The sequence below is a fragment of the Phycisphaerae bacterium genome (assembly GCA_028714855.1).
GTDB lineage: Bacteria > Planctomycetota > Phycisphaerae > Sedimentisphaerales > Anaerobacaceae > CAIYOL01.
In genome coordinates this window covers 55,472-74,186 of sequence record JAQTLP010000001.1, presented here as the reverse complement: position 1 = coordinate 74,186, position 18,715 = coordinate 55,472, and the positions used below count along the sequence as shown (strand labels likewise).

At 49.3% G+C, this 18,715-nt stretch carries 15 protein-coding genes; 8 read left to right on the top strand and 7 right to left on the bottom strand.

Features of this window, described 5'->3' with window-relative positions:
- The first annotated feature begins 20 nt into the window (after nucleotides 1–20).
- Entirely contained in the window at nucleotides 21–1,304 is a 1,284-nt protein-coding gene (gene hcp, locus PHG53_00325) for a hydroxylamine reductase (protein ID MDD5380072.1), read from the top strand.
- A gap of 372 nt (nucleotides 1,305–1,676) precedes the next feature.
- Nucleotides 1,677–1,841 carry a hypothetical protein gene (locus tag PHG53_00320; GenBank protein MDD5380071.1) on the top strand — a complete coding sequence of 55 codons (165 nt, stop codon included), beginning with the start codon at nucleotides 1,677–1,679 and terminating at the stop codon, nucleotides 1,839–1,841.
- A gap of 87 nt (nucleotides 1,842–1,928) precedes the next feature.
- Here PHG53_00320 and PHG53_00315 read toward each other — a convergent pair whose 3' ends face one another.
- On the bottom strand, nucleotides 1,929–2,105 hold the full coding sequence (locus PHG53_00315) for a hypothetical protein (GenBank protein ID MDD5380070.1): 177 nt from the start codon (nucleotides 2,103–2,105) through the stop codon (nucleotides 1,929–1,931).
- A gap of 63 nt (nucleotides 2,106–2,168) precedes the next feature.
- Nucleotides 2,169–2,585 carry a hypothetical protein gene (locus PHG53_00310; GenBank protein ID MDD5380069.1) on the bottom strand — a complete coding sequence of 139 codons (417 nt, stop codon included), beginning with the start codon at nucleotides 2,583–2,585 and terminating at the stop codon, nucleotides 2,169–2,171.
- A 575-nt stretch (nucleotides 2,586–3,160) separates the two neighbouring features.
- Here PHG53_00310 and PHG53_00305 point away from each other — a divergent pair.
- From PHG53_00305 to PHG53_00285, 5 genes are all read left to right on the top strand, one after another.
- A complete protein-coding gene (locus PHG53_00305) occupies nucleotides 3,161–4,111 on the top strand; it encodes a ParB/RepB/Spo0J family partition protein (protein ID MDD5380068.1) in 951 nt (316 codons plus the stop codon).
- A gap of 134 nt (nucleotides 4,112–4,245) precedes the next feature.
- Entirely contained in the window at nucleotides 4,246–4,854 is a 609-nt protein-coding gene (locus tag PHG53_00300; GenBank protein MDD5380067.1) for a hypothetical protein, read from the top strand.
- Nucleotides 4,855–4,856: 2 nt separating this feature from the next.
- On the top strand, nucleotides 4,857–5,303 hold the full coding sequence (gene dtd / locus PHG53_00295; GenBank protein MDD5380066.1) for a D-aminoacyl-tRNA deacylase: 447 nt from the start codon (nucleotides 4,857–4,859) through the stop codon (nucleotides 5,301–5,303).
- A gap of 122 nt (nucleotides 5,304–5,425) precedes the next feature.
- A complete protein-coding gene (locus PHG53_00290) occupies nucleotides 5,426–6,463 on the top strand; it encodes a zinc dependent phospholipase C family protein (protein ID MDD5380065.1) in 1,038 nt (345 codons plus the stop codon).
- A 22-nt stretch (nucleotides 6,464–6,485) separates the two neighbouring features.
- Nucleotides 6,486–9,293 (top strand): pitrilysin family protein, encoded by a 2,808-nt coding sequence (locus tag PHG53_00285; GenBank protein ID MDD5380064.1) that lies wholly within the window; start codon nucleotides 6,486–6,488, stop codon nucleotides 9,291–9,293.
- 40 nt (nucleotides 9,294–9,333) lie between these two features.
- On the opposite strand, the gene PHG53_00280 is transcribed toward PHG53_00285, so the two are convergent.
- The gene (locus tag PHG53_00280; GenBank protein MDD5380063.1) at nucleotides 9,334–10,740 is read right to left on the bottom strand and encodes an MBL fold metallo-hydrolase; all 1,407 of its coding nucleotides are present in this window, start codon (nucleotides 10,738–10,740) and stop codon (nucleotides 9,334–9,336) included.
- Nucleotides 10,741–10,948: 208 nt separating this feature from the next.
- On the opposite strand from PHG53_00280, the gene PHG53_00275 reads away from it, so the two are divergent.
- Nucleotides 10,949–12,193 carry a hypothetical protein gene (locus PHG53_00275; GenBank protein MDD5380062.1) on the top strand — a complete coding sequence of 415 codons (1,245 nt, stop codon included), beginning with the start codon at nucleotides 10,949–10,951 and terminating at the stop codon, nucleotides 12,191–12,193.
- A gap of 20 nt (nucleotides 12,194–12,213) precedes the next feature.
- Here the strand turns inward: PHG53_00275 and PHG53_00270 are convergent, their stop codons facing one another.
- From PHG53_00270 to dxs, 4 genes are read right to left on the bottom strand one after another with little or no spacing between them, the layout of a single operon-like run.
- The gene (locus tag PHG53_00270) at nucleotides 12,214–14,190 is read right to left on the bottom strand and encodes a helicase C-terminal domain-containing protein (GenBank protein ID MDD5380061.1); all 1,977 of its coding nucleotides are present in this window, start codon (nucleotides 14,188–14,190) and stop codon (nucleotides 12,214–12,216) included.
- A 35-nt stretch (nucleotides 14,191–14,225) separates the two neighbouring features.
- On the bottom strand, nucleotides 14,226–15,842 hold the full coding sequence (locus tag PHG53_00265; protein MDD5380060.1) for a hypothetical protein: 1,617 nt from the start codon (nucleotides 15,840–15,842) through the stop codon (nucleotides 14,226–14,228).
- Between the two features lie 56 nt (nucleotides 15,843–15,898).
- Complete coding sequence (locus PHG53_00260) at nucleotides 15,899–16,771, bottom strand: NAD(+)/NADH kinase (protein MDD5380059.1); 873 nt, start codon at nucleotides 16,769–16,771, stop codon at nucleotides 15,899–15,901.
- A 37-nt stretch (nucleotides 16,772–16,808) separates the two neighbouring features.
- On the bottom strand, nucleotides 16,809–18,707 hold the full coding sequence (gene dxs / locus PHG53_00255) for a 1-deoxy-D-xylulose-5-phosphate synthase (GenBank protein ID MDD5380058.1): 1,899 nt from the start codon (nucleotides 18,705–18,707) through the stop codon (nucleotides 16,809–16,811).
- Nucleotides 18,708–18,715: the final 8 nt, after the last annotated feature.

Genomic DNA, 18,715 nt, shown 5'->3' with positions numbered 1-18,715 from the left:
AAAAGTAGAAGGAGAAAATTATGTTTTGCTATCAGTGTGAACAGACGGCAGGCGGAATCGGCTGCACGAAAGTCGGAGTTTGCGGAAAAAACGAAGACATTCAATCTCTGCAGGATACGCTTATATTTGGCTTAAAGGGCATAGCGGCCTATGCGTATCACGCCCGCGAGCTTGGGCAAAAAGACGAACAGGTGGATGCTTTTATGCACGAGGCGATGTTCGCGACCTTGACGAACGTTGATTTTGACTTGAACCGCCATCTCGAACTGGTGCTAAAAGCAGGCGAGATGAATCTCCGTGCTATGGAAATGCTCAATAACGCCCATACATCGAGATTCGGCAATCCAACGCCGGCGACTGTCGCACGGGGCACAAAGGCTGGGCCGGGAATTGTTGTTACAGGCCATGATTTGCTCGACCTTTATGAATTACTCAAGCAGACCGAAGGCAAAGGCATTAACGTTTATACTCACGGCGAGATGCTTCCTGCGCATGGCTATCCGGAATTGAGAAAGTTTAAGCACCTTGCCGGCAATTACGGCACAGCATGGCAGAACCAGAGGACGGAATTCGATAATTTCAGCGGCGCAATACTGGTAACAACCAACTGCGTTATGATTCCAAAAGACAGCTATAAAGACAGGATGTTTACCTGCGGCATAGCGGGAGTGGCTGGCGTTAAACATATTAATAATCGGGACTTCAGCGAGGTTATAAAGAAGGCGATGTCTCAGCCGAAGCTGCCGGAAAATCAGCAGGGGACGCTCAGCACCGGATTTCATTATACCGCTGTGCTCGGTATCGCAGACAAGGTTATAAAGGCGGTAAAGGACGGTAAGATTCGGCATTTCTTCTTTATCGGCGGGTGCGACGGGGCAAAGCCGGGGAGAAATTACTTTACGGAATTTGCGGAGAAAGTGCCAAAAGACTGCGTTATATTGACAGCAGCGTGCGGGAAGTATCGGCTGAACGATAAGGATTATGGGGACATAGACGGGATACCGAGGCTGATTGATACGGGGCAGTGCAATGACTGTTACAGTGCGGTTAAAATAGCGCTGGCACTGGCGGATGCGTTCGGGTGCGGGGTCAATGATTTGCCGCTGTCGCTGGTGGTGTCGTGGTATGAGCAGAAGGCGGTGGCGATACTGTTAACCCTTTTGTATCTTGGAGTTAAGAACATAAAGCTCGGCCCCTCTTTGCCGGCGTTTGTCAGCCCGGGTGTATTAAAAATACTGGTAGAAAAGTACAATATCAGCCCGATTGGAAACGTTGATGAGGATTTGGCGGCGATGTTAAAATAATTAAAATGGGCAGTTTGGGTAAGGTAAAAAGTGGTAAAAAATGCTAAAAATGCGCACTAAAATGCTGTAAATGTACGGAAAAGTGCTGTGAATGTACGCAAAAATGCTGCAAAGTGAGACAAAAAGTAGATTAGGTAGATGGGGTGATGAGTAGATGAGAAGAAGAGGAATTTTTTGGTGCAGGCTGCCGAAGTTAACAGGGTTTTTTTAGATATAGGCGTTGAAGTTTGCGGGTTGAGCGGTGGTGACATCGTGAAGTATATTAGTATATGCGTATATACTAATGTTGCGATTTGATAATCCGGTATTTAAGCGTTGGGGATGAGAATTTCAGTATATGGCAATGCCATATAGCGCCGGTAGTCATAGAAGATGTTAAGGCGGCAGGCTTTTGCGGCGGGTTTTGAGGGGCGATCCAGTATATGGCAATGCCCCATAGCGCTGATAATCATGATAGATTTAGACGAGGCGGGGTTTTGGTATGCGACAATGCCATACAGCATCTATGCCATTAGTGGGTTTTCGATGGCTGTATGATTTCACTATATGGCAATACCACATAGCGCGAATAAGCAGGGAGTTTATGAGGGGGTGCGGGGAAAGTATGCCGGAGTAAGATATTCACTATATGGCAATGCCATATAGCGGCAATGGTTGCGGAGGGTTTTTAGAGGGCGGTAGTTGAGGTACTGTTTCTTCGGGGGGGGTGGTTTGCCATAAGGTGTAACCAACGGCAAGCGCCGCCAAGGTCAAAAGTGCAATTGCTGTTATTTTCAGCCGGGGGATATTCATAATTTTCATCAGCCTTTCCTAATTAAGGATTACTCTCTTATCTTCGCTCCTTAACTATTATTTTTTATTACTTCATTCTTTCAAAAATTCCCACTTCCTACGTTTCTCTTCAATATCTCTATAACCCCATTTATCAAAAACTTCTTTGGGAACATATATCACGATTTTGTTTGGGTCAAAAGTAATGCTGTATTCACATTCGGTATATGGAAGCACTTTGCCGCTACGGGTTCCATGTAGAATAGGACAGGAGTATATATTCGATTTTTCCGGTAAAAAACCTGCTTTAACCATCTCCTCCAAACTATTTGGCAACCTGCCAAACTGGTAATTATATTTCCCGATAGCTTGAAAAAAGGCACCTCTATTATTCCAAAAAGTTTCATCCCAGAGTATGCTTGGCTTTAGTAGGCAATTCCAGAATAAAAAGGAAACCACAACTATACCGATAACTATTTTTACTGGCCACCCAATCTTCTTAAATTTCATATTTCTAAAATCCATTGATACTGGGGACAGTTGTTTTTATCCTGCCGTAATTCTTCTTTTTCCTTGTCCCTCAATTCTACCCAAACTGTGTTCTTTCACAACGCCAAATTTCCCGCGTACGTTTTAACCTTTAAATTATTTATTAGGTGTATTTCCAACTAACTCTTGCGATTTCTGCGCGCTTTTTTGTGCGCTAAAAGCTGCCCCCCTTTTTGCGTCCTTGTTCCACGTGGAACATTCCGCCGGCTGTTGCCAAGCCCACCCGGCCAATCTCAACAAGCAAGCCGGGGCAGCAACCGCCCTGCCAAGTCTTGAGCAGCACTTGTTCCACCCTGCATCATATAGCTTTAGCGGGGCAGAGAACGGAGCTGAAAAACCAGGCTGGGTGTTCTTTTTTAACGCAAAACGCTGCCTTCTGCACCCTGTCATTGTTTCACGTGAAACATTTTTTTAAAAAACAGCTTTTAAGACTGCAGAATTTTCAGCGAAAAATCCGAAGTAATATTTGAGGTTGCATTAAAAAGGTGTAACGAAAAGACTGATTCTTGCATATTAGTTACGAAGGAGTGTTGTGTATGAACGACAAGAAGAAGGAAAAACCAAGGCATCTCGGCAGGGGGCTGGCATCTCTTTTGGGTCCTATAACAATAAGCCCGGACGAGGCACCCCAAGCCTTGCCCGCCCCTGCACTGGTTGCTAACTTTCCGCCAGACAAGGAGTTGCGCGATTCGCTGAAGGAAATCAGCGTCGATGTTATATCGCCCAATCCTTATCAGCCGCGAACGGTATGGGACCAGCAGGAGCTTACGGATTTGACCGAATCCATTAAGGCCAACGGCGTAATTCAGCCGATTATCGTCCGCCCCGCCGGGACCGGTTTTGAGCTGATTGCCGGCGAGCGCCGGCTCCGGGCGGCCCAATCCGCTCACCTGGCAACAATACCTGCCATAGTGCGGGAAGCGAGCGATGAGCAGATGCTTGAGTGGTCGCTAATTGAGAACATACACCGTGCCAACCTTAGTCCTATCGAGCGCGCGAAGGCCTACCAAAACTATCTGAATGCCTTCTCTCTAACGCAGGCCGAGGCCGCCGAACGGCTCGGCGAAAACCGCTCTGTCATTGCTAACTACCTGCGCCTGCTGGACTTACCGGAGGAAATCAAGCAAATGTTAGCCGAGGGACAGTTGACTATGGGGCATGCCAGAGCGATGCTTGCACTACCTACCGATGAGCTTCGCCGAAAGCTCGCTAACCGGGCGATGGCAGGCCGGCTGAGCGTCCGCGAGGTTGAAAGACTTGTGCAAAAATATCTTGCCGGAACCGGCCAGGCCAAAATCACCGCACGCTCCAAGGCGGCCCATATCATGGAGTTGGAGAGCGAACTAAGCAGGCAGCTGGGCACGAAGGTGGCCATTGAAACCCGCAAAAACGGACAGAGGGGTAAAATAGTTATCGAATTTTACTCTCTGGACGAATTTGATAGAATTACGGAAAAGATTGGTTTTGCCTCTATGGAGCAAGTTTAGCAAACAAATTTCGATGATTTTAATGCACGAACTGAACCAGTTTATCGTATAATTGAATATCCGTAAAAAAAACGGCTGAATTAGGATTGTTGATTAATTTTGATTAACGTTATTAACATTTTGGAGGACATATCGTGAAAACTTTAGTTATTTCAATATCGGTTTTGCTGATAGTATCATTCAGTATCATCCCCGCCTTCGGCCAGACGGAGGAACAGTCGGCCCAGCCCAAAGAAGCCCCGATGAAAGAACCGGAAATCAAAAAGACTACCGACGCCAACAAAGTTACTGCAACAGCAGCCGATAAAAGCAAGGCTGCGGATGTGAACGAGATTGCCGACCCAAATGCCGTTAGGACTGAGATTGCGAAATATTCGGGATTAGACAAGGCACTGGAAAAGATAAACAAAAAAAGCAATGATGAGATAAAAGAGTGGACCAAGGGCAAGCTTGATGAAAGACTGGATCTGGTATTAGCCGTGAGAAAACAAATCGCAGAGGAGTTTAATTTTCTGAAAGAGCTCGCTGTTAAAGAAGGGGCCGTAAAAACAGCGGCGGCAATCGACGGGATATTATTAGACAGGCAGGAACGGCTTAAGGACGTTACAGAAGAACTGGAAAAGGAAAGCAGAAGATTTCGCGTCCGAGAGGAGAAAAGAAGAGAGCTGCAGGAGCGCAGCGGCGGACGCAGGGAATCTCCCGACAGAACCAGAAGAGAGCCACGAACCCGCGATAGGGATTAGCCGTGCGAGCGGTTGTGCAGCGAGTTTTGCAGAGCGTGGTCGAGGTTAACGGTCAAACGGTCGGCCAAATCGGCGAAGGTTTACTCGTGTATCTTAGCGTCGGCAGAGGGGACAGCGCAGCCGATGCCGAGTTTATGGCTGAGAAGTTAGTGAACCTTCGTATCTTTGCCGACGATGCAGGCAAGATGAATCGAAGCGTACTCGATACCGGGGGAGCCATTCTTTTGGTTAGCAATTTTACCCTTCACGGAGACTGCCGAAAAGGCCGCCGTCCCAGCTTCGACGGCGCAGCGGAGCCGGATTTGGCCAAGGAACTTTACGAGAAAGCAGGCGAGCTAATCGCCAAACAAGGGGTGGGTGTTGAAAAGGGCGCCTTTGGCGGGCACATGCACATAAGCAGCGTCAATGACGGGCCGGCAACCTTTTTGCTATATAGCGGAGATGCATAAGTCACAAGAGCTTAAGAGCACGATAATAACATTTCAATTTACAACTTAGTATTTGCGATTTAGAATTGCATTGCTGCGACAGCTGCGCCCATAAACAAGAGACAATTTAAAGGAGAGCGAGAATGCCTGCGAGTATAGCACATATGCTAATAGCGCATAAGGGGCTAAAGCAGCTCCAAGAGAGTAAAGATAAAGATGAAGCCGTCTTCGCCAAGAAGTTAGATGAAAAGACCGGGAAAGAAAGGTTGCAGGCGTATATGAACTTAGGCAGCCTCGGTCCCGACCTTTACTATTTCGAGAACCTCGCCAAAGGTCTGACCGGGATGGTCGCAGACGGTTATGTTTCAGCGGAGGGGGTAACGCCGTGGTCGTATCACCTGCATTCGAGCAAGCCAAACGAATTTGTTTTGAAGCTGATTCAGATTATATTCAGCGACGCCGAACGCGAGGGCAAGAAGGCGATTTTCGATGTCGACAGCTGGCGCAAGATAGCATACATCGCGGGGCATCTGAGTCATATAGCTGCAGACCAGATAATCCATCCCCTGGTTAATCAGATAGCGGGGCCTTATTACACGGACGGAAAGCACAGAGAGCTGCACAGGGAGGCTGAGGTTTATCAGGATTATTTTCTTTATCAGGAAGTGTATAGTTCGGAGGACAAGACCGCGCCAACGTACCGATTTTTCGAGCAGGACTTTCAAAACTGGCCTGATTGTGTAGTCGGGCTGAAAAATACGGAGGACTGGTTCAGGTATTTCCTGCAGCGAGGGTTTATAGAAACTTACGGTGTCGGGCCGGACGAGGACACGATAGAAAATTCTGTTGACGGCGTTCTGGCAAGTCTGTGGTTTGCGAAACAAATGGGGCCTTATAAGAAAGCAGACAAGGAATACAAAAAACAGGGAGCAAACAGCCCAAGATTCCAGGAATACGTCGGCGTGCCTAAATACCTGGAGTACTATGGCGAAGCCGTGGAGTTAACGAAAGTATATATGAGTGCACTATATAAGGTGTATCGGCTGCTGACGGACGGGAAAAGCTTTGACGAGAAAAAGAAGAAGCGGTTTTGTGAAGTTGTCAGCGGAGCAGACCTTTCGTGTCCATTAGAGGAGGATATTCTCAAAAAGGCAAAAACGGAACTGGCGATAGGGATTTAAAACCAACAAGAAAGATATAGAAATGAATTTCAAGAAAACCAAGTATTTATTTGCGGTCCTGGCGGTATCGCTGGTTTTTTGGGCGGCGGAGTGCCATGGAAAAACAACACGACCCGAAACAGGGAAATTCGATTATAGACGCATTAAACTTGCAAACGGGCTGGAGGTTATAACGCTGGAGGATTTTTCGTGCCCGATAGTTGCGGTGCAGATATGGTATCACGTCGGGTCGAAAGACGAGCAGCCGGGACGGCACGGCTTTGCACATATGTTCGAGCATATGATGTTCCGCGGGACGGACAAACTCGGGCCAACGGACCATTTTGCCTATATCCATCGTGTTGGAGGAACAACGAACGGCAATACCGGATTCGACAGGACGGTATATCATCAGACGCTTCCGGCAAAACAGCTCGAGCTGGCGCTGTGGCTGGAGGCGGAGCGAATGACGTTTCTGAAGATTGACCAGGAGTCGTTCGATACTGAGCGCAAGGTGGTCGAGGAAGAACGGCGAATGGATTTAAACCAGCCATACGGGACGATATACGAGAAGCTGCTGGCGGAGATTTTTAAGGTCCATCCGTATAGCTGGCCTCCGATAGGAAACATACCTGACCTTCGGGCGGCATCAGTGCAGGAACTGCGGGATTTCTGGAAGAAATATTATGTTCCGAACAATGCGACGCTGATTATTGTCGGAGCGGTAAAACACAAGGATGCACAAAAATTGGCAAAACGCTATTTCGGTTGGATACCGCGATACGATGAGCCGCCGCGTGTCACGGTCAAAGAGCCGGAGCCGACGGAGAAGCGAACGGTCACGCTGAAGGAAGAGAACGCACCTGCACCTGCCACAGGGGTGGTGTATCGGACGGTACCGGTCTGCGATAAAAACAGTGTCGCTGTTGATCTCCTGGCGGAGATTTTAGGGGGAGGCAAGAGCAGCAGATTATACCGTGAGCTGGTGGCGGAAAAACAATTAGCGGTCGGCGCACAAGCTGTGTCGTGGTCGCTGAAACAAGACGGTTTGTTCGGGGCTGGAGCAGCGATGACGCCGTTCAGCGGAGACGCAAACAACGTTCTTGAGATTATCGAGAGGCACATTTCCAAGCTGCGGAACGAAGCGGTGAGCGAACGTGAGATGATGAAGGCAAGAAACCAGATGCTGCGGGGGCTGGTGACGGAAAACCTTGAAATTGAAAGCAAGGCGAATATGCTGGGCAATGCGGCGGTGGAATACGGCGATGTTTCACAAGTCAACCGATGGATAGATGATATACGAAAAGTAACTGCAGCGGACATTCAGCGGACTGCAAACGAATATTTAACAGACAAAAGGGCTCTGGAAGTTAAGGTTGACCGAAACCTGCCCGGTGCAGTGAGCGGTATGCTCGGAATCGCTAAAGAGGAAGAAGGGGTAATTACAGCAGAGCCGGAGAAGGTCTCGCCGAAGCCGGGCCGGGGAGAACTAACTCGCCCAAAAAACTGGTCAAAGGAAGCTCCGGTGGCGAAGGTCGCGGCAGCAAAGCTAACGCCGAAATACAGCAGCAAAAAATTAAAGAACGGCCTGAAGGTGCTCGTAGTGCCGAATCATGAGGTGCCGTTTGTGAGTATTCAGCTCGGGCTTTTACCGGGAGCTTGGACGGAGAGTAAGCCGGGGACAGCGGCGATGACAATGCAGATGCTTGTCAAGGGAACGAGCAAGCACAGTGAGGGCGAACTGGCAGATGAGCTGGAGACATACGCAATCAGCCTTTCTGGGGGATGTGATATGGACACGGGCACGGTAAACGCCAGCTGTCTGACAGAGTATACCGGGCGGACGATGGGACTGCTCGGCGAAGTAGTGCTGACGCCGAGCTTTCCTGAAGAGGAATTTGAGAAGCTGAGAAAGCAGGTCCTTACGACGTTAGCGGTTTCATCGGCGGAGCCGGAGTACGTGGCTGACAGGGAATTCCGGCGGAAACTATACGGTGAACATCCGTACTCGCGGACGGCTACGGGCGAGGTTGAGGATGTTAATGCGCTGGCGATTGAAGATTTGAAGCAGTGGTGGAGCAAGTTTGCAAGGCCTGATACGGCGGTGCTGATATTTTCGGGAGATATTGAGGCAAAAGAGGCATTTGAATTGGCGAAGAAAACTTTCGGAGACTGGAAGGCGACCGGCGAACGCCCGAATATAAAAATATCTTCGCCGACGGCAGCGGCAGAGACGCATATATATTTAGTGGACATGCCTGGGAGCACACAAAGCCAGATTCGCGTCGGTCAGCGCGGTATTACGCGGCACGATGACGGATATTTTGTAAGCCGAATAGTGAGCAGTTATTTCGGATGGGGTTTTGACAGCCGGCTTAACGAGAGTATTCGCGTAGCGAAAGGATTGACTTATGGCGTCTGGGGCAGCTATATAGCTAATCGCTTTGCGGGAGAATTCGAGGTCGGCACCTTCAGCAAGACAGAATCAACGGCGGAGGCGGTCCGAGCGGTCCTCGAAGAGATAAATCGGCTGAAAACCGAGGGTCCGAGCGATGATGAGCTTGAGAACAACCGGTCATATATACTCGGCAGCTTTGTGAGGGGCCGTGAGACACCGCAACAGATTGCGGGCGACCTGTGGCTGATTGAATCGCAGGGGCTTGGCCAGGATTATCTTGAAAGACTGCTTCGCGGGATTACGAAAGCCAAACGGGCGGATTGTGAGCATCTGGTGCGAGAAACGATAGAGCCTGGTAAGCTGGTAATAGTCGTTGCCGGAGAGGCGGGAAAACTTAAAGAGGGGCTGGAAAAGATTGCGCCGGTCACCGTTGTAAAGAAAGAATCTTTGTAGATTTCCTCTGGATTCCCGCTTTCGCGGGAATGACAAAGAGTTATTCAAGGACGACTTCATCCCGGTAAGCGGGGACAGAGACATCCCAGCCGGTTTGTTCTCTAAGGTAAGTACCGAAATTAGATGCGCTTTCGGTTTCGCCGTGGACGATAAAAACTTTTCGAGGGGGAGTTTTCAGGCCTTTCAGCCAGGTGAGAAGCTCGGACCTGTCAGCATGCGCCGAGAAGCCATGTATCCGGACGATGTTGGCTTTGACCTCGCGCTGCTCGCCGAGTATTCGGACTTTTTCCGCGCCATCGACGATTTGTCTTCCGAGGGTCCCGACTGCCTGATATCCGACGAACATTATTGTATTTTCGGGTTTAGAGATATTATTGACGAGGTGGTATTTTATTCTGCCGCCGGTGCACATACCGGAGCCGGCTATAATCATAACGGTTCCTTTTATATTATTAATTGCCTTTGACTCCTCAGCTTTTCCGGCCAGTTCGAGGTTCGGCAGATTAAAAGGCGATTTTTTGTTTCTAATAAATTCGGCCATTTTCTCATCAAACAGCTCGGGATGGCTTTGAAAAACTTTTGTAATCTTAGAAGCCATCGGGCTATCGAGGAAGATTTTCAGAGGTGATATTGTTTTTTCGAGCAGCAGCTCGTTTATGTAATATAAAACCTCCTGCGAGCGTTCAAGGGCAAAGCTGGGGACAACGATGTTACCACCGGCTTTTTTTGTCGAGTTTATTATGTCACCCATTTTTTTCTTCACGTCGCTTGTTCGCTCGTGGATTCTGTCGCCGTAAGTCGATTCGATGAGGACATAATCGGCGGCGTCGAAAACGGTTGGGTCGCATACTATCGGCCTGTCGGGCCTGCCGATATCGCCGGAAAATAAAATAATCCTTTCCTGGCCGTCCCAGCGGACTTTGGCCCTTATTATCGAAGAGCCGAGGACGTGGCCGGCATCATAGAAAGTGGCTTCTACGCCATCGCCAAGCGGTACAGCTTTTCTGTATTCGACCGGCGAGAAGAGGGGGAAACAGGCCTCGGCATCCTCGGCAGTATAAAGAGGGGCCTCAGGATAGGGGCCTTTTCTGCCCTGCTTAGCGTGTCTTTTGCGTTTATGCGCAGCGTCTTCTTCCTGTATCTTGGCTGAATCCAAAAGAATAATCTTCGCAAGTTCGGCGGTGGCGGAGTTGCAATAAATCCTGCCTTTGAAACCTTCTTTAACTAATTTCGGCAACAGGCCGCAATGGTCGAGATGGGCGTGGGTCAAAAGGACGGCGTTGATGCTATCAGGAGGTATGATAAATGGAGCCCAGTTTCTTTCTCTGAAGTGTCGTTCCTGATAAAGGCCGCAGTCTATAAGAATTCTGGCGCCATTTGCTTCGAGCATGTGCCGCGAACCGGTAACGTTCTGAGCAGCGCCGAGAAACTTTAATTTTATCTGCATATTTTACCTCACTGTGATAAACATCAGCTTTAAGAAAGTAATTTTACAACATAGCGGGGACGAAATCAAGTGACAAAACCACAGCCGCCTTGCAACAATTGCGATTTTCTCTTGACATTCCAACCAGATATTGTTTATCATTATGAAACACTATTCATTGTCTTGCCGGCAGTTCGCCCGGCGGAATGATGCAGAAGGAGGAGAAATTATGAAGAGCAGAGAGGCATCTTTTTTTCCCACAGTGGTGATTCTTTTTAGCCTTAGCAGTTTTTCTTTTGGGTATCATCAAGTCATAGACCTCGGAACCTTAGGCGGCGATGACAGTGAGGCATACTCCATCAATGACAGGGGCCAGATTGCGGGCAAGGCCTGGGTCAGTTCCGACTGCGTACGTCCCTGTCTTTTTGATTCAACAGGCGGCGGTGATAATTTAGACCTCGGAACGCTCGGCAGCAGCGGCTATTGGAGTCTCGCTTTTTCCGTCAACAACAACGGCCAGATTGTTGGACAAGCAGAAGACAGTTCTGGTTCTATCCGCGCCTGCCTTTTTGACTCTACAGGTGGAGGGGCTAATACAGACCTCGCATTGGGCGGCAATTACAGTGTAGCCTTTTCCATCAATGATAGCGGGCAGATCGTCGGGCAAGCAAAAAACCCTTCTGGCTCCACTCGTGCCTATCTTTTTGATTCTACAGGCGGAGGGGCTAATACAGACCTCGGCACCATCGGCGGCAATTCGAGTGCCGCTTCTTCTATCAATAACAGCGGTCAGATTGTTGGTTCTGCCGCAAATAGTTCCGGCTATTACCGTGCCTGTCTTTTTGACTCCACCGGCGATGCCAATAATAATATCAATCTCGGAACACTCAATGGTTACGAGCACAGTCAGGCCTACTCCATCAATGAGAAAGGCCAAATTGCAGGCTGGGCCTATGACGGTTACGGGAATGGGCGAGCCTGTCTTTTTGACCCCAATGGCAGCGGGAATAATAAAGACCTCGGAACCTTAGGCGGCGATTGGAGTGAGGCCCGGTCCATCAACGACAGCAACCAGATTGCAGGGTGGGCTAATGACAGTTCCGGCGGTGCCCGTGCCTGTATTTTTGACCCACTCGGCGGAAGCAGCAATATAGACTTAAACACACTAATAGACCCATGCTCCGGCTGGACATTATTTTACGCAACAGGTATAAACAATAACGGGTGGGTCACAGGTTGCGGGGTTAACCCCGATGGATACTGGCATGGGTATCTGCTTGTGCCCGAGGACGATATGGTGCTGGTCAATATGGAGGCATTTGCCCGTTTTGCAGCGCAATGGCTCAGTGCGGATTGTGCCACTGCCGACTACTGCAAATGTGCCGATTTTGATTTTGACGGTAACGTGGATATCGAGGACCTGGGCTGGCTTGCCGCTCACTGGCTTTGTGATATACCATCGACCTGTGATTAATGCTAAAGCAATACACGCTACTAGCAATGAGTCACAATTTCCATCTTACAGGTTGGGATTGCGTTGAGGAATTCTTGGCCGTAACGTTTATTTATTATTCGGCTATCGAGGACAGCAACGATTCCTGTATCTGTTTTGCTTCGAATAAGCCGGCCGAAGCCCTGCTTGAATTTGAGAATCGCAGAAGGCAACTGATAATCATTAAAAGGGTTGCCTCCCTGCTGCTTTATCTGTTCGAGCCGACCGGCAATTAACGGCTGGTCGGGGACGGCAAAGGGGAGGCGAACGATAATGACATTGCTAAGCGCCTGGCCGGGGACATCAACGCCCTGCCAGAAACTGTCGGTGCCAAAAAGAACCGCATTGTCCTCAGACTTAAACAGCTTCAAAAGAGATGTCCTGTCAAATTCCGCACCCTGCTGGAGCAGGCGGATACCATTTTCGGCAAGTGTTTCAGCGCATTTTTGAGCCACTGCATCGAGCATTTCGTAACTGGTAAAAAGGACGAAGGCCCTGCCTTGTGTTCTGCATACATAACTGCTGATGACGCCAGCCGCAGAATCAATAAAAGCGGGGTCGTTTGGGGCGGGAAGGTCTTTTTCGATATAAAGGGTGACCTGTTTGGCGTAATCGAAAGGCGAGCCGAGTTTAAGCGTTTTACAGTTATCCAGACCAATGCGGCCGGTGAAGAATTCAAACCCCGTCTTTTCATCCGAGGCTGAACCACAGCTCAAGGTTGCGCTGGTCAGTACGACCGATTCATACTTATCAAACAAACAGCTTTTCACATTAGGTCCGACATTGAGCGGCGCACTTCTCAAGCGAGTAGCAGCACCGGCAGTGAAAGACGGCTCAACCCAATAAATGAAATCATCCTGCTGCCGGCTCAAGAATGAATCCAAATCCTGAACCAGAGCCGAGCAGCGGTCGATTAGCCGCGTAATCTCGAATTTTTCATCAACGTCTTTGCAAATCTTGGCCAGAGCAGTCAATTCAGCGTGCAGATTTTTCAAATGTCCAGTGAGATTGTCATCGACAAAATTTTTGTAACATCTTCCCGAAGTCTCATCCTTTGACTGCTGGTACCATTTGTTGACCCGGCTGAAGAATTTTCGCGATTCCCCGGATACAAGAGCGACTATATCAACGGCTTTGTGTGCATCCATATAGGCCAGAAGTCCTCTGTGTGTCCTCGGATTATAAATGGCGTCGAGGAGGAATTTGACTGTGAAATTACTGATATTTATCCCGAAATGGTCCTCGGCGACATGCTCGACATTGTGGGCCTCATCGATAATAACGTACCTGTAATCCGGCAAAATCGATGCACCCTGCGCTTTGAGCACAAGGTCGCTAAACATCAGGGCGTGATTTGCCACAATAATATCGGCATTGTCCAATTGGCGCCTCGCCCGCCAGTAGAAACACCGGCCGAAGTGGGGACATTTTCTGCCCCGGCAGTTACCGTGCTCGCTCTTGACGGCATCCCAAATATGATTTTTCGGTAAAATCGGAATATCGCTGAGGGAGCCGTCTTTTGTCTGGCTCGCCCATTGATTTATAACCGCAAGCGTTGAGCCTAGACAATCGAACATTGTCGCCTGCCTGCGCATTGCAAACTCAAGTCGGCGTTTGCAAAGATAATTGCCTCTGCCCTTTGCCAGAACAGCGGTAAACGCCTGCGGCAAAGCCTCTGCAAGGAAGGGAATGTCTTTATTGATTAGCTGCTCCTGAAGGGTAATAGTAAAAGTGCTGATGAGCACTTTTGTTTTTTGCCTGTGGGCCAGCTCTATTGCAGGAGTAAGATATGCGAAGCTCTTTCCTATGCCTGTTCCCGCCTCTGCAGCCAGATGCCTGCGGTCCGCAAAGGCGTCTTTAATAGCACGGGCCATCTGCACCTGCTGAGGCCGAAACTCGTATCCGCTGAACGACCGCGCGATTAAACCATCGGCGGACAAAACCCCCTCGATATTCAAAGTTGTGTCAGCTTTTATCATTAACAATATATAAAAACGGAAGACAGAAAACGGCTTTACTCTTTCGATGCATCACTTATCACGTCTTGCCCAGCAGGTAACGAAGGTTGTGCCGCAGCCGGTTCGGTTATACGCAGCAAGCCACCCTCGCCTGCCGCCGGGCTCGGACTCTCTTCGATAGCTTGTTTAAGAGCGAGCACCACGGAGGAATCGGGCATTTTTTCATAAGCCGCGTCAATGGCTTCCTTGGCCGGCACGGGTCTACCCATCTGGTAATAAACGTAGGCAAGTAAAAACTGCAGTTCAGGAGCATCGGTTCTCGTGAGCCATTCTTCGACATCGACCACACGCGTCTCGAGTTTGTCCCTGTCCCCTACCATAGCCACAATGTCTATCTTAAACCGCGCATACCCCGGGAAAATCCGCAGGGCCCTGGAAAGGAACAGGGCGCTGCTCATATACTCGCCCGCGGCAAAAAGGGCGTGGCTCTTTCCGGCATAGGCAAGGGGGTCGTCCGGCTTGTAAAGCGATGCGAGAGTGTAGGCATCCGCAGCGCGATAGTATCTGCCCTGCTTGAGATATATTTCTGCCGCCCGCATATTCTGATTGAATTTGTCCTCTGAAAATGAGGCAAAAGTTTCATAAGGGCCAAAAGCAGCTTTGATCCCGGAAGCGGGCAAATTAACTTCAGCGAGCCTCTCAGCCTGAAAACCCTTCCCGGTTTGCTCACCGGCTGATTTTTCGCCCTCTTCAGCGTCCTTTTGAGGCTGTGGTGTCACAAGTGCCAAGTTGATTTTTGTCTGCAAGCTATCAATCTGCTGCTGCATCTGGTCGTAGACATTAAGCGGCGTATTCATATCTGTGCCAAACGGCACCTGGGCAACTGCCTCACCGGCCTGTCCCGGTATCCCAAACGGCTGGTTGACCTCACCCGGCTTTCTCACAACAGGGAGTAATAAAGAGCCCTCCATGCCGGGCATACCTGTCCTAAGTTCGCCTGCTTTATAGCTTTCCTGTCTTAGTTCCGGATTATATAGTCCCGTCTTGGGTTGATATCCCGGTTGGGTCAATCTTCCCGGCGAGTATTTGGCGATTTCGGATGAAATTATTTTCTGCATTTCTTCCGGCGTCATCGACATCGGCCGCCAGCGGGCCAGAGATGTCGCAGATGCAGCATCGAGTACACTGTCGCGGCGCACCGGCAAGGTCCCGCTTAAATAAGACTGAGCAGAATAAGCGTCAATATTTGCGGCCGATACCCTTCCCTGAGCATAGTAGCGCGGTATCGTAGATGATACTGTCTGGGTCGGCGAATAATATGGTCTATACCTTGGGCCGTAACCAGAGTAACTATTGTAACCGCCGAAACTCTCCGAGCCGGCTGAATCCCTCAAAAACGAATCAAGCGAAGACGAAGGAAGCGTAACTCCAAAATCGGTTGGCGCTGAATACGGCACAATTCCTCGAAAATACGCCGGACCTCTGATATTTCCGGTAATCAGCAGGTTTCCGCTTCCGACAGCTGTGCCGGGAGAGCGAACAAGGCCTTCACGTCTTAGGCTCGGCGGGACTGTGGCAGGATTAATATTATAGCCTCCAGCCGCCCAGCTAATTTCTGAAAAAGCGGTGAAAAACAACAAACCAACAATAATATATGCCGCTGTTCTTTTCATAATATTAAACACCATTCACCTCAGAACTATGTTCATAATTAAACAATCACTAATTATTACAAAATAGGATTCTTCTTATACTTCGGCTTTTCCGCCCAGCTGAGCTTGGTCGCCAAAGTATCCCACTGTGTCCTAAGAGGATTATTCACTACGAGAAAATCGCCTTTATTCCTTTCAATTTTCACCACGTCATCGATTGACAATTTTGAGGAAATCTGGCCATCGACAGAAACCGTAGTACCTTCATTGACGCTGACTCCAAAGACCTCTACTTTGCTGTCGGCGTTGATAACAACCGGTCTGAAGCTAAACGAATGCGGACAAATAGGCGTAACCACCATTGCCTGCATATTTGCAGAAAGTATCGGCCCTGCCGCCGAGAGATTATAAGCTGTCGAGCCGGTGGGCGTAGAAATTATAAGGCCGTCGCTTACCAATCCGTCTATGGCGAGCTGGCCGTCGACCGACATCTTCAACTCAATCATTCTGAAAGGAGGACCCGCTGTGATAAAAACATCATTGATGGCCGCCGAGGAGAATTTTTCCCTGCCGCCGCTGAAAATCCTGCATCTGAGCATCATACGCTTTTCTATGCGCAGCTTTCGTGATATCAACGAAGGGAAAAATTCCTTAAGCTCTCCGAGGCTGAATTCTGTCAGAAAGCCGAGCTTGCCGAGGTTAACACCTATGACCGGCACATTGACCTGACTGAGCTGCCTGGCAGCAGAGGTAATACTCCCATCTCCGCCGAAGACAACCGCAAAATCAACTTCTTTCAAAATATCAACGGTGCACTGGTCTATACCGCAGGTGGCAACGATATCGGCTTTACCTTTGGCGAAATCGAGAAATTCCGCAACCACTTCGGTAACATGGCCCTTCTTCGGGTCGCTGAAAATCACCAATTTTGGCAAGCCGCTCTTCGCCATTTTAAGATTATCCTTTCCCACGTTATTGCCGAGGCTATTATCGGGCCGAGCGCAATATTTCTTTCGCCGTCAGCACTATTTTATCGGCATTTATCCCCCCCTGCATAAGTTGAGTATTGCGGGAATCATGCCTTAAAAATGCCCTGGGCATACCAAGAGTCACAATCGGTTTTTTAATCGGACATGGCAAAGAAGCAACAGCCGCCTCAAGCACGGCTGAGCCGAAGCCGCAGGCAAGACCGTGGTCTTCCAGCGTTATTATACCTTTGTGGCGTTTGAGCAAGGAAATAATTTTATCATCGAGCGGGGCGGCGAACCGTGCGTTTATCACATCGACACCAATGCCATCCTGCCCAAGCAGCTGAGCCGCCTGGAGGGCATTGGTAAGGACGCTTCCGTATGCGACAATTGCAATAGCCGATTTGGCGCTGCTTTTGACAACGACGCTCCTACCCAATTCAAAGGGCACGGCACAAGCAGACAAATCAAACTCGCTCGACGGAACAAGGTCTCTAGGGTACCTCAAACAGACCGGTTTATTTTCCGCCAGAGCAAATTCAAGAGCGAGTTTCACTTCGGCCTCATCAGCAGGAGCTACCAGGACCATATTCGGCATCATTCTCAAAAATCCGATGTCCATCAGGCCATGGTGCGTTGGACCGTCGGAGCCGACGACACCAGCCCTGTCGATACAAAAAACAACCGGCAGGTTCTGCAGCGACACTTCCTGGAATATCTGGTCGAAACTTCGCTGCAGGAAAGTCGAATAGATACAAACGAAAGGTTTCAGGCCGCTCTTGGCAAGTCCTGCTGCAATATCTACCGCGACACCTTCAGCAATTCCGACATCGTAGAACCTGTCGGGGAATTTTTTTTGAAATTCGGTCAGTCCCGTTCCGTCGCACATTGCGGAGGTTATGGCGACAACTCTTTTGTCCTTTTCAGCCAGTTCGGTCATGTCCCGACCAAAAACATCGGTAAAGCTGCTCCTGACGCCGGCGGAGGTTTCCACGGCGTTTCCATTCATCTTGAAGGGCCCAGTCGAATGAAACTTCCTCGGGTCATCATCGGCAGGAGCGAAACCTTTGCCCTTCTTTGTATAAACATGCAGAATCGCAGGGTGATTCGAATGCAGCAAAGCCCTGAACAACTGTATAAGCGATTCGATGTCGTGGCCGTCAACGGGACCAAAATAAGGGATGTTCAGGCTCTCGAACATCTGACTGGCAGGGAAGACCATACGAATACCCTTCTTAATTCTCTCAATCGCATCCTCAACGGTTTTACCGATAGCAGGCATATGTTCGAGGATATTTTTGGTGGTTTTTCGCAAATCCTCGTATGTCTGGCTAAGGCGGACTTTGGAGAAGTATTTTGCCACCGCCCCCTGCGTAGCATCGATTGCCATGGAGTTATCGTTGAGGACTATAAGCAATTGCCTCTTTACCAGGCCGAGATTATTCAGCGCCTCGAAAGAAAGGCCGTTCACAATACTGGCATCTCCGACCAGCGCAACGATTTTATCGTTTTTTCCGGTTCGAACCTGCCCCATTGCCATTCCAATTGCCGTTGCTACCGAGGTCCCTGCATGACCGACGGCAAACTGGTCATAAATACTTTCATCCGGATTTGGAAAGCCGCTTACGCCGTCGCGTTTACGAAGCTTGGCGAAATCAGCCTTTCGGCCGGTTATGATTTTGTGTGTATAACACTGATGGCCGACATCCCAAAGCAGCTTATCGGTTTTGAAATCGAAGACATAATGCAGGGCCAGCGTCAGTTCCACAACGCCGAGATTACTGGCGAGATGTCCGCCTGTTTCACTCACCGAGGCAAGCATAAAGCGGCGTATTTCCTCCGCCAGAAGCTTGAGCTGAGGCGGAGACAACTTTTTCAAGTCATCAGGGCCGTCCATTTGTTCTAATAAGTTAGCCATTAAAAATT

What these genes read in the sequence shown, in the direction of transcription:
- hcp (MDD5380072.1), top strand. Translation starts at nt 21, where the DNA reads ATGTTTTGCTATCAGTGTGAACAGACGGCAGGCGGAATCGGCTGCACG.
- PHG53_00320 (MDD5380071.1), top strand. Translation starts at nt 1,677, where the DNA reads ATGTTAAGGCGGCAGGCTTTTGCGGCGGGTTTTGAGGGGCGATCCAGT.
- PHG53_00315 (MDD5380070.1), bottom strand. Translation starts at nt 2,105, where the DNA reads ATGAAAATTATGAATATCCCCCGGCTGAAAATAACAGCAATTGCACTT.
- PHG53_00310 (MDD5380069.1), bottom strand. Translation starts at nt 2,585, where the DNA reads ATGAAATTTAAGAAGATTGGGTGGCCAGTAAAAATAGTTATCGGTATA.
- PHG53_00305 (MDD5380068.1), top strand. Translation starts at nt 3,161, where the DNA reads ATGAACGACAAGAAGAAGGAAAAACCAAGGCATCTCGGCAGGGGGCTG.
- PHG53_00290 (MDD5380065.1), top strand. Translation starts at nt 5,426, where the DNA reads ATGCCTGCGAGTATAGCACATATGCTAATAGCGCATAAGGGGCTAAAG.
- PHG53_00285 (MDD5380064.1), top strand. Translation starts at nt 6,486, where the DNA reads ATGAATTTCAAGAAAACCAAGTATTTATTTGCGGTCCTGGCGGTATCG.
- PHG53_00280 (MDD5380063.1), bottom strand. Translation starts at nt 10,740, where the DNA reads ATGCAGATAAAATTAAAGTTTCTCGGCGCTGCTCAGAACGTTACCGGT.
- PHG53_00275 (MDD5380062.1), top strand. Translation starts at nt 10,949, where the DNA reads ATGAAGAGCAGAGAGGCATCTTTTTTTCCCACAGTGGTGATTCTTTTT.
- PHG53_00270 (MDD5380061.1), bottom strand. Translation starts at nt 14,190, where the DNA reads ATGATAAAAGCTGACACAACTTTGAATATCGAGGGGGTTTTGTCCGCC.
- PHG53_00265 (MDD5380060.1), bottom strand. Translation starts at nt 15,842, where the DNA reads ATGAAAAGAACAGCGGCATATATTATTGTTGGTTTGTTGTTTTTCACC.
- PHG53_00260 (MDD5380059.1), bottom strand. Translation starts at nt 16,771, where the DNA reads ATGGCGAAGAGCGGCTTGCCAAAATTGGTGATTTTCAGCGACCCGAAG.
- dxs (MDD5380058.1), bottom strand. Translation starts at nt 18,707, where the DNA reads ATGGCTAACTTATTAGAACAAATGGACGGCCCTGATGACTTGAAAAAG.